Annotated in this window: 5 protein-coding genes; 4 read left to right on the top strand and 1 reads right to left on the bottom strand. The window is 68.5% G+C overall.

Going from position 1 to position 11,833, the window contains the following annotated elements:
• Window positions 1–271: 271 nt before the first annotated feature.
• Window positions 272–3,925 (bottom strand): NPCBM/NEW2 domain-containing protein, encoded by a 3,654-nt coding sequence (locus ACWGID_RS40220; protein WP_452204646.1) that lies wholly within the window; start codon window positions 3,923–3,925, stop codon window positions 272–274.
• Between the two features lie 155 nt (window positions 3,926–4,080).
• Between ACWGID_RS40220 and ACWGID_RS40215 the strand changes: the two genes are divergently transcribed.
• From ACWGID_RS40215 to ACWGID_RS40200, 4 genes are all read left to right on the top strand, one after another.
• Window positions 4,081–5,415, top strand: coding sequence for an alpha/beta hydrolase (locus tag ACWGID_RS40215; RefSeq protein WP_452204645.1), 1,335 nt, complete (start codon window positions 4,081–4,083; stop codon window positions 5,413–5,415).
• Between the two features lie 305 nt (window positions 5,416–5,720).
• Window positions 5,721–8,420, top strand: a complete 2,700-nt coding sequence (gene topA, locus ACWGID_RS40210; protein ID WP_452204644.1) for a type I DNA topoisomerase — start codon at window positions 5,721–5,723, stop codon at window positions 8,418–8,420.
• 13 nt (window positions 8,421–8,433) lie between these two features.
• Window positions 8,434–8,865: a Fur family transcriptional regulator gene (locus ACWGID_RS40205; RefSeq protein WP_452204643.1), complete on the top strand. Its 432-nt coding sequence runs from the start codon at window positions 8,434–8,436 to the stop codon at window positions 8,863–8,865.
• An 84-nt stretch (window positions 8,866–8,949) separates the two neighbouring features.
• Window positions 8,950–11,730 (top strand): glycoside hydrolase family 2 TIM barrel-domain containing protein, encoded by a 2,781-nt coding sequence (locus ACWGID_RS40200; protein ID WP_452204642.1) that lies wholly within the window; start codon window positions 8,950–8,952, stop codon window positions 11,728–11,730.
• The last annotated feature ends 103 nt before the right edge of the window (window positions 11,731–11,833 follow it).

The following is an 11,833-nucleotide window of genomic DNA, read 5'->3' as shown; positions in this document are numbered from 1 at the left end:
CGCAACCCCTCGACCACATCCCCCGTCAGCTCCGCCTTGCCGACCTCCTCCCACCCCCCCCCCCGCCCCCCCCGCCGCCCGGCCCCCGCCCCGCCCCCGCTGCGTTTGAGGGGCCGCCCCCACACACGGTGGGTCAGCACCTGATATTTCGGGGTGCTAACCCACCGCTTCAGGGGCCGGCCCCTCAAACGCTGCGTGGGGCGGGCGGGCTGGGGTGGGCGGGTGGTGGGCGGGGAACCGAGGGCGGGGGGGGGCCCCCCCTCGGCGGGTTCTACGGGTTGCAGGTGATCTTTGCGTTGGCCCAGTCGGCGTGGTCGCTGGTGTTGCCGTCGCCGCCGTCGGTGACCTGGAGGGTCAACGTTTGAGCACCGGTGATGTCGACCGTCGTGCTGGCTGTGGGCGAGGTGCCCGTCAGCTGGTCCGACGTGTACTTGGCGACTCCGTCGGTGAGGACCTTGAAGGTGACCTTGCCGCGGTCCTCCATCTCGTCGTCGATGCCCAGTTGGCTGGTGAACGTGGTGCAGTTGCCGCCCAGGCGGACGGATACCGAGGAGGCGGCGTGGGTGCCGAGTCCCTTGGCGTACTGGACGCCGTCGAGGGTGATCGGGCCGCCGTCGCCGGCCGCGTCCTCGCCGTTGCTGTGGTCGCGTTCCACCGGACCCCAGCCGTTGGTGGAGTCCAGGAACTCCAGGTCACTGACCCAGTTCTCCCCGGTGGGTGCCGGAGGCAACGGCTTGTTCGCGATCGTCGCGGCGAAGAACCCGAGCCCGCCGCCGGGCAACTGGATCGCCTTCACCGTCTTCCCCGGATCCAGCGGTACGGCGGTGTAGAACACCCGATAGTCCGTCGTCGTGTTCCCGAGACCCGCCGGTGTGTACCGGCCCTTCACCGAGACCGCCAGCTTCGCACCACCGGTCGTCGGGTCCTGACAACACCAGTTCGGCAACTGGAACGTGCCGTCCGACGTGGAACCGTCGGTGTAGATGATCTTGACGGTTCCGCGCGCATTGAGACTCGCGCCGGCGCCCAGCAGGGCGAGATGCGATCCGGTCCCCGACACGAGGATCGGTGCGGACTGGTTCTTCACGAGGTTCGGCGTACCGGGAGCTCCGGTCGGCCAGGTGAAGTCGGCGCCCTGCACCGTCACCTTCGCGCCCGGTGTGTACCCGGCGGCCGCCAGCGCCTCGCCGTTGTAGCTGTCGCCGGATCCGTCGAAGTTGCCCTGCTTGTACGTCGCCGAATCGCTGACCCCGACGACGTTCGCAGCCTGCGACAGTGAGGCGTACGGCAACTGCGCCGTCGCCGAGGCCGTGTTCGCATAACTCTTGCCCTGAGCAACGTACGACGCCTTGAGCTGCAACGTGAAGCTCGCCGGCTTCACGTCCGCGCCGGGTGTCACCTGGAGCTTGGTCGTGACGGTCTGGCCCGGCGCCACGGTCGCGAACGTGTTGGCACCAAAAGCGGACCACCCGGTCGGAAGCTGCATGTCGAGCTTCACGTCGCGCACGGTCGTCGGGGTGCCGTTGCGGAACGTCGCGGTCACCTCGGTCGCCTGGCCCGGAGCGTTCCACAGCGACGGTGTGCTGAGCTCGGGAGTCCCCAAGGTGTTGGTGACCTCCGGACCGCCGACCGCGGACGTGCCGGTGAGCAGAACCGTTGCAGACTTTGACATCGACACCGAAGGCGTCTGCACCGTGACCACGCCGTCGGCGTACTTCCACGCGACCTTCTTGCCGTCGACGAAGACGTTCGTCGGAGCCGCGCCGGTGTGCAGCATCAGGGTGTACGGGCGAGCCGTCGGCTTGCCGTCGTACGTGCCGACACTCGCACCGATGTTCACCGTCACGTCGCCGCGCCCGCTGGTCGGAGCGTCGACGGCGAAGGTCTGCGTCGCGGACTTCGGCGACCGCGTCACCCGGTCGTCCTCGTACAGCGAGAACGACGACTTGCCCGACGGGTAGATGTCGACCGTCACCGGGTCGCCCGGCTTCTGCTCGACCGCGTTGTTGATCCCGGACTTCCACATCGGCACCACGGCGCCGGCCTTGACGAACAGCGGCAGGGTGTCGAGCGGAGCGGAGTACCCGTTGATCGTCGTCGGACCCTGGTAGACCCGTCCGGTCCAGTAGTCGACCCAGCGTCCGGCGGGCAGGTAGATCCCGTTCTTCACCGCGTCGGCGCCGTACATCGGCGCGACCAGGAACTCCTTGCCGGCCAGGAACTCGTACTTCGTGGTGTCGTCCCACGTCTTGGGGTCGTTCGGGTACTCGAGCACCAGCGACCGGTTCAGCGGTGCGCCGGTGCGGTGCGCCTCGGCGGCGTACGTGTAGAAGTACGGCAGCAGCCGCTCGCGCAGCTTCAGGTACTTCCGGTTGATCGAGGTGTACGGATCGCCGTACGCCCACGGCTGCTTGTACGCCGGCGTGGACCAGCCCGACATGCTCATGAAGGCCGGGTTGAACACCTTCCACTGCAGGTCCCGCACGTACGACGTGGCGCTGCCGCCGAAGATGCCGTCGATGTCACCCGCGCTGTACGCGATGCCCGAGTTGCCGGAACCGGTGATCGCCGGGATCTGCCACTTGATCGCGTCCAGCGAGCCACTGTGGTCACCCGTCCACTGCACCGCGCACCGCTGCGCGCCGGCCCAGCCCTCCACCATCCACGCGAAGCCCCGAGCGTTGCTGTACTGCTCGATCCCGTTGTGTGCGGTGTCGCAGGCACTCAGCGCGTACCGGTACCCCGGACCGACCCACGCCACGTCCAGCTTCCGCACCCGGACACCGGCGTCACCGACCTCGGCCGGCTGCCGGTCCAGGTTCGACTGCGTCCACAGGCCCATCTGGATGTTCCGCGCCCGCAGTTCGTCACCGGTCTGCTTCAGCGCCGGGATGTCCCGCTTGCCCCACCAGGTGCCGTCAACCTGCTCGGAGTCGGTGTTGGCGGAGTAGCCGCAGCCGTAGTCGTCATTGACGAGCATCCAGCCGCCTGGCATGTCCTCGTCGTGGAACTTCTGCGCGATCTTCACCGCGTCCAGCGTGGTCACCTTGTCCGGGTTGACCTTCCAGTCGTTGCTGGGGTCCGGGTCCGTCCCGTAGTGACCGCGGTTGTAGCAGTCCGAGTCGCCGTACTCGAGCCCGTAGATCGGCGGCATGAACGGCCGGCCGGTGAGCTCGGTGTAGCGGTCGAGCGAGGTCTTCAGGTCGCCGACGAAGTAGTACGCGTCGAAGCGCTTCTCGTCGTGAGTAGTGACAACGGGACTAGTGAAGTTGTAACTACCCGGGCTGAACGTGTTCCGCAGTACGCCGTATCCCGCGGTGCTCATGTAGTACGGCGACGCGTTCGGGTTGCCGCCGTCCTCCCAGTTGAAGTCCTTGGAGATCTTGATCGTCTGATCGCGGTGCGAGAAGCGGCCGTTCTGCATGCCGCCGCCGAAGAACTGCTCGTTCGCGCCGCGGCCGAGTGTCTGGGTGGTCGACGTGTCGGTCCACGACAGCGGTGCGGCCTCGGACCACACCAGCTGGCCGTTCGACCGGTACAGCGAGAACTTCAGCGGCTTCTTCTGCGCCCGCACCTCGATCTTCCCGGTGCTCAGCGAGTAGTAGGTGCCGGGGTCCGTCCAGGTCGTCCGAGGCGTCCCGTAGTCGGTCTTGGTGACGATGTTCGACGCCGGGGCGTTCGGATCGGTGGGCGGTGTGTTCGCCGGGTCCGTGAAGTTCCCGTCCGGCGCCATCCACAGCCGGAACACGTCGTCTTTCAGGAACACCACCCGGACCTTCGAGGTCCCCGCGCTGAGCGTGTACGTCGCCTGCTCGGCGGAGAAGCCGGTGACGTCACCCAGCGTGTTGCCGGCGGCCCGGGCGGGACCGGCGGTAGCCACGAGTGCACCGGCGAGTAACGCCAACGCGACTACTGAACGTTTCATGCGGACAAAGATGCTCACGAGTGCCTCACTTCACGCATCAATGAACAAGATGGCGACATTGAAGCTCACCGGCCCCGGATTGTCATCAGGTCAGCTTCATGAAGTTGAGACAGTGTCGCTATCACGGAGTGAAACGCCGCCATGACGATGAGCGCATGACCATCTGGCGTCCCAGCAGCCCCAGCAGTCCCGTCTTCACCAGGCGTCACGTCCTGACGGCCGGTCTGGCAGCGGGCGTCACGCTGGCCGCGCCGAGCCTGGCGCAGGCTTCCCCGCTCGACCCGGGCGGCCGGCTCGCCACGCAGGGTGACCCGAACTTCCATCCGGTGAGGTTCCGGCTCCCGGCCCCGACCGGGCGGAAAGCGCTCGGCACGACCACACTGCATCTCATCGACCGGTCCCGCGAGGACCCGAGCATGCCGAGCGGGCAGCGCGAGTTGATGATCAGCATCTGGTACCCGGCGTCGGCGCTCGCGTCGGCGCCGCTCGCGAAGTACATGCCGGAGCGCACCGCGGTCGCGGTGGACGACTCCTGGACTGGCGACTACGGGCTGGCCCTGCCGACCGGGTCGTTCGACTTCGCGAACACCGAGACGCACGCGCGGGTCGACGTACCGGTGCAGCGGCTGCGGCATCCCGTCGTCCTGTTCTCGCCCGGGTATCAGTACTCCCGGTTCGTGAACACGGCGCAGGTGGAGGACCTGGCCAGTCGTGGGTACGTCGTGGTGACGATGGACCACTCGCACGAGACGCCGGTGGAGTTCCCGGGCGGACGGTTCCTGCCAGGTGCCCAGCAGTCCGAACCGACCGGTCCGGACGACATCCGGAAGGCGCTCGCGACCCGCACCGCGGACGCGCGGTTCGTGCTGAACCAGCTCGAGCGGATCGCCGACGGCCAGCAGGTCGATGCCAACGGCAAACAACTGCCGGACGGGCTGGCCGGCACCCTGGACCTGCGCGCGATCGGCATGTTCGGCTTCGCGCTCGGCGGCTACACGACCGCGAACACGATGCTCGAGGACCGGCGGATCACGGCCGGTCTCGACCTGGACGGCACGCTCCAGGACGACCGGGCCAAGGGTCCGCTCGGTGAGGTCGCGGAGAAAGGTCTGGACCGGCCGTTCCTGCTGTTCGGGTCGGCCGAGACGCAGCGAACCGATCCGGCCAAGGACGGCTACGACAAGTCGTGGGCCCGTTTCTGGGCCGCGCAACGCGGCGGCAAGCTCGACCTCGCGCTGGCCCGCACCAAGCAGAAGGCGTTCACCGACTACCAGTTCGTCTTCTCCCAGTTGTTCCACGACATCTATGGCAACGACCCGATCATCACGTCGGTGATGACGGCGCTGGTGGGCAGCGCCAAACCGGCCCGCAGCGTGCTCGCGCAGCGGGAGTACGTCGCCGCGTTCTTCGACCTGACACTGCGCGGGAGGCCGTCGGTGCTGCTCCGCGGCGACTCCCCGAAATTCCCCGAGGTCCGTTTCCGGCGCTGAGACGGCGTACTCTCGTAAGCGTGCCTGGGGGCTCGGTGTGGCGCTACCGCCACGCGCGGTGACGATGGGTTGTTCGACACTATCTGAAACCCTGGGGAGCGCGACCGGGCCCGGAGCGGTTACGGTGCGTGGAGAAATGCGTTGCCGTCGGCCGTACCCTGTCCTCGGGCGGGGTCGGTCTGTGTTCGGGGGAACAGGCGTCGGGGCAGAGGCGTTGTCGCAGGACGAGAGTAGGGAGCACAGTGGCAGGGGCAGCAGGGACGAAGACAGCGGCAGGCTCTGTTGAATCTGTCGGTAGGCGCCTGGTGATCGTCGAGTCGCCGAAGAAGGCGCGGATGATCGCCGGCTTCCTCGGGTCCGGGTACGTGGTGGAGTCCAGCTTCGGCCACATCCGCGACCTGCCGAGCGGGGCGGACGAGATCCCCGCCAAGTACAAGGGCCTCCCGTGGGCCCGGCTCGGCGTCAACGTCGAGGACCACTTCGACCCGCTGTACGTCGTGCCCGCCGACAAGAAGGCGCAGATCCGCAAGCTCAAGGACCTGCTCAAGGGTGCCGACGAACTCTTCCTCGCCACCGATGAGGACCGCGAGGGCGAGGCGATCGCCTGGCACCTGCTCGAGGAGCTGAAGCCGAAGGTCCCGGTCCGCCGGATGGTCTTCCACGAGATCACCCCGAAGGCGATCCAGGACGCGGTCGGCAACGCCCGGGACATCGACGAGGCGCTCGTCGACGCCCAGGAGGCGCGCCGGATCCTCGACCGGCTGTACGGGTACGAGGTCTCCCCGGTGCTCTGGAAGAAGGTCATGCCGAAGCTCTCGGCGGGCCGGGTCCAGTCGGTCGCGATCCGGATGGTGGTCGACCGCGAGCGCGAGCGGATCGCGTTCCGCAGCGCGTCGTACTGGGATCTCGACGCCACCCTGGACGCCGGTGAGAGCCGGACGCCGCGGCAGTTCCCTTCCCGCCTGGTCTCGGTGGACAGCAAGCGGGTGGCCCAGGGCCGCGACTTCAGCTCGACCGGTGAGCTCAAGGGCGCCAACACGGTGCACCTGAACGAGGCCACCGCGACCGCCCTGGCCGGCGCGCTGCGCGAGTCGCAGTTCACCGTCCGCTCGATCGAGTCCAAGCCGTACACCCGCAAGCCGTACGCGCCGTTCCGGACCACCACGCTGCAGCAGGAGGCCGGCCGCAAGCTCGGCATGTCCGCCTCGCAGACGATGCAGGTCGCCCAGCGGCTCTACGAGAACGGCAACATCACCTATATGCGTACCGACAGCGTCACGCTGTCGGACACCGCGATCACCGCCGCCCGGGCCCAGGTCCGGGAGTTGTACGGCGCGTCGTACCTGCCGGACAAGCCGCGGGTCTACACCTCCAAGGTGAAGAACGCGCAGGAGGCGCACGAGGCGATCCGGCCGGCCGGTGAGACCTTCCAGACTCCGGCGCAGACCGGTCTGAGCGGCGCCGAGTTCCGGCTGTACGAGCTGATCTGGATGCGCACCATCGCGTCCCAGATGAGGGACGCCGTCGGGAACAGCGTGTCGATCAAGATCGACGCGACCGCCTCGACCGGCGAGCAGTGCGAGTTCACCTCGTCCGGCCGGGTGATCACCTTCCACGGCTTCCTCAAGGCGTACGTCGAGGGCGCGGACGACCCGTCCGCGGGAACGGACGACCAGGAGACCCGCCTGCCGGACGTGGCCGAGGGCGACGTCCTGCCCGCGATCGAGGTGCTGGCCTCGGGGCACGAGACCAAACCGCCGGCGCGCTACACCGAAGCGACGCTGATCCGGGAGCTGGAAGAGCGGGAGATCGGGCGGCCGTCGACGTACGCGTCGATCATCGGCACGATCCAGGCCCGCAAGTACATCTACAAGAAGGGCCAGGCGCTGGTTCCGGCCTGGCTGGCGTTCGCGGTGGTCCGGCTGCTCGAGGAGCACTTCACCCGGCTGGTGGACTACACCTTCACCGCGTCGATGGAGGACATCCTCGACGAGGTCGCGGCCGGTGACCTGCAGCGCGAGGGCGTGCTGGACCGCTTCTACTTCGGTGACTCCGACCTCGAGGGTCTGAAGTCGATGGTGACCGACCTCGGCGACATCGACGCCCGCGAGATGTCCACCTTCCCGGTGGGCGGGGACGACAGCGGGATCGTCGTCCGCGTCGGACGCTACGGGCCGTACGTCGAGGACAAGGACGAGCGCCGCGCGAACGTCCCGGAGGACCTGCCGCCGGACGAGCTGACCGTCGACAAGGCGCAGGAGCTGCTCGAGCAGCCGTCGGGCGTCGAGCACGAGCTGGGCAACGCGCCGGACACCGGCCTCAAGGTGGTCGCGAAGGCTGGTCGCTTCGGTCCGTACGTGACCGAGGTGCTGCCGGAGGACGCGCCGAAGGGCGCGAAGCCGCGGACCGGGTCGCTGCTGAAGTCGATGGCGCTGGACAGCATCGGGCTCGACGACGCGATGAAGCTGCTGTCGCTGCCGCGGGTGGTCGGTAAGGATCCGGAGTCCGGTGACGAGATCACCGCGCAGAACGGGCGCTACGGGCCGTACCTGAAGAAGGGCACCGACTCGCGGTCGCTGGCGACCGAGGAGCAGATGTTCGACATCACGCTCGACGAGGCGCTGAAGATCTACTCCGAGCCGAAGCAGCGGGGCCGGCGAGCTGCCGCGCCGCCGCTGAAGGAGCTGGGCGAGGACCCGGAGTCCAAGAAGCCGGTGGTGGTGAAGGAGGGCCGCTTCGGTCCGTACGTCACCGACGGGGAGACCAACGCGACGCTCCGCAAGGACGACTCGGTGGAGACGATCTCGCTGCTGCGGGCGGCCGAGCTGCTCGCGGAGAAGCGGGCCCGCGGTCCGGTGAAGCGGCCGGCGAAGAAGACCGCCGCCAAGAAGACAGCCGCGAAGAAGACCGCGGCCAAGAAGACGACGGCCACCAAGAAGACTGCCGCGAAGAAGACGACGGCGAAGAAGACGGCGGCGAAGAAGACGGCGGCGAAGAAGTCCTGAGGGAGCGGCGCAGATGACGAGTGCGGTCGAGGTCAGCGCGCAGCGGTTGCGGGACCGGGGTGAGCGGGTGACCCCGGCTCGGCTCGCGGTGGTCGAGGTGCTGGCCGGAACCGAGGAGCACCTGAGTGCGGAGCAGATCGGTGAACGGGCCGAGCAGCTCCGCCCGGGGATCCACCGCGCGACGGTGTACCGCGCCCTCGACGCGCTCGGTGAGTTCGGGCTCGTGACCCACGTGCATCTCGGTCGCGCCGGGACGACGTACCACCTGGCGGGTGATCTGGCGCCGCGGCACCTGCACCTGCGCTGCTCCGAGTGCGGCACGGTGTACGACGCCCCGGGCGACATCCTCGAGTCCGCGCGCAAGAAGGTCGCCCGCGAGCTCGGCTTCCACCTCGCCCCCGAGCAGGTCGCGCTGGTCGGGATCTGTAAGGACTGCCAGCAGTAATCGGCTGGCCCGTGACGGTCATAACTGTCCATATCTGTTCATCGGTGTGGATTCGTGAACAGGTTGGCCGTAGGCTCGACTTCCGTGACTGACTACGTCGAGGACTTTGCCTCCGGGCTGAACGTGCTGCCGCCGCGCGCGTGGATGGATGACGACTCGGGCCGCGTGCCGCTGACCGGCGACTGGAGCTTCCGGCTGTCGCCGACCGTCGCGGACGCGCCCGACGACCTCAAGGACCCGGACACGTCCGGCTGGGACACGATCGTGGTCCCGGGCCACTGGCAGCTGAGCGGGTACGGCGCCCCGGCGTACACGAATGTGGTCTACCCGTTCCCGCTCGAGCCGCCGTTCGTGCCGACCGACAACCCGACCGGTGACTACGTCCGGACCGTGACGGTCCCGGCGGACTTCGCCGGCGCCCGGATCGTGCTCCGGTTCGAGGGCGTCGACTCGCGGTTCGCGGTGTTCGTGAACGGCGAGCAGGTCGGCTGGTCGTCCGGGTCCCGGCTGGTCAGCGAGTTCGACGTCACCGACCTGGTTGCCCCGGGCAAGGACGCGCGGATCGCGGTCCGCGTCCACCAGTGGTCGACCGGCAGCTACGTCGAGGACCAGGACATGTGGTGGTTGTCCGGGATCTTCCGCGAGGTGAACCTGCTCGCGCTCCGCCCGGACGCCCCGACCGACGTGTTCGTGAAGGCCGCGTGGGACCACATCGACGGCGCCGGCACGCTGCTCGTCGAGTCCGACGTACCGGGCACTGTCAGCATCGCCGAGCTCGGGCTGGAGCTGCCGACCGGCGAGCACACCCGGGTCGAGGGCGTGCAGCCCTGGAGCGCCGAGGTGCCGCGGCTGTACGACGCCGTACTGCGGACCGCGGGTGGCGAGGTGCGGCTGCGGATCGGGTTCCGGACGGTCGCGATCGTCGACGGCATCTTCACCGTCAACGGCAACCGGGTGCTGTTCAACGGGGTGAACCGGCACGAGTTCAACCCGGACCGCGGGCGTGCGGTGACCGAGCAGGACATGCTGGACGACGTCCTGATCATGAAGCGGGCCGGGATGAACGCGGTCCGCACCAGCCACTACCCGCCGCACCCGCACTTCCTCTCGCTGTGCGACGAGTACGGCCTGTACGTGATCGACGAGTGCGACCTGGAGTCGCACGGGTTCGGGTACGAGCCGCAGCCGCCGAAGCTGCCGAACCCGGTGATGGACGAGCGCTTCCGCGACGACCTGGTCGACCGGATGCGCCGTACCGTGCACCGCGACAAGAACCACCCGTCGATCGTGATCTGGTCGCTCGGCAACGAGTGCGGCATGGGCGACAACCTGAAGGCTATGTACGACCTGGTCAAGGAGCTCGACCCGTCGCGGCCGGTGCACTACGAGCGCGACACCGAGGCCGAGTTCGTCGACATCTACTCGCGGATGTACACCTCGCCCGAGGGCTGCGCGGAGATCGGTGCCGACCCCGAGCTGTACCGGAACCTGCCGTTCATCCTCTGCGAGTACGGGCACGCGATGGGCAACGGGCCGGGCGGGCTGCTCGACTACCGCGAGGTCTTCGACAAGTACCCGCGCTGCCAGGGCGGCTTCATCTGGGAGTTCATCGACCACGGCCTGCGGACCACGATCGACGGCAAGGAGGTCTACGCGTACGGCGGCGACTTCGGTGAGTCGATCCACGACGGGAACTTCGTCTGCGACGGTCTGCTGTTCCCGGACCGGACGCCGTCGCCCGGTATGCACGAGTACACCAAGGTGATCGAGCCTCTGCGCATCGTTGCTGACGGCAACGGCGGGGTCACGGTCACGAACCGCTACGAGGTGCTGGACACCAGCCACCTGACGTTCCTGGCTCGGGTCGAGGCGGCGGGAGAGCTCGTCGCCGACGGAAACCTTCCGGCACCGGTGATCGCGCCCGGCGAGACGGCCACGCTCGAGCTGCCGCCCGGGATCCTCAAGCAGAGCGAGCGTGCAGAGGCGTGGTTGACGATCACGGCAGAGCTCACCGAGGCGACGTCGTGGGCGGAGGCCGGTCACCGGATCGCCTGGGGTCAGATCCGGCTGGACGAGCCGGTCGAGGCCACGCCCGCGATCAGCGGTTCGCCGGCCGAAGGTACGGCGGGTGTCGCGGGCATCAGCGTTGCGGGTCTGCAGAACGCTCGCCTCGACGTCTGGCGTGCGCCGATCGACAACGACGCGATTCCGGGTGTCGCAGCGGCCTGGCGCGAGGAGGGTCTGCACCGCGTGCAGCACCGGATCGTGTCGCAGGGCGAGCGGGAAGGTGCCTGGGAGGTCGTCACCCGGACCGCACCGCCGCAGCTCCAGTGGGGCCTGCGCAGCACATGGCGCTGGACCGCTGTGGACAACGGTGTGGTGCTGGAGCTGAGCGTCGTACCGGAGGGGCTGTTCCCGGAGGTGCTGCCGCGGTTGGGCATCACGTTCGAGCTGCCGAAGGTGCAGCAGGTCGAGTGGTTCGGCACCGGCCCGAACGAGGCGTACGTCGACACTCGCGAAGCGGCCGCGGTCGGGAAGTACTCCGGAACGGTTGCCGAGCTGCAGACGCCGTACGTCCGCCCGCAGGAGAACGGTCACCGCATCGACACCCGCTGGGCCACGCTGGACGGCCTGCGGATCGAGGCGCTCGACCAGCTCTTCGGCTTCACGGTCCGCGACTGGACCTCGCAGGACCTGGAGACCGCTTCGCACACGGCCGATCTGGTGGCGGGTGACAGGACGTACGTGACCCTCGACCTCGGCCAGACCGGAGTGGGTACCGCGGCCTGCGGCCCGGCCCTCCCGGACCGCGACAAGCTGAAGACCGCCCCCGCCACCATCACCCTCCGCTTCACCACCGCTTAGGTGGACGTGAGCCACTCACCAAGCCGACGGCTGGTGAGTGGCTCACGCTCAGGGCAGCCGGCCGAACACCTCGCCCACGAGGTTGGTGAGTGGTGGCGGTCTG

It is taken from the genome of Kribbella sp. NPDC054772, assembly GCF_053611945.1.
The sequence above is the reverse complement of the archived record's forward strand: the minus strand, read 5'-3'. Positions and strand labels throughout refer to the sequence as shown.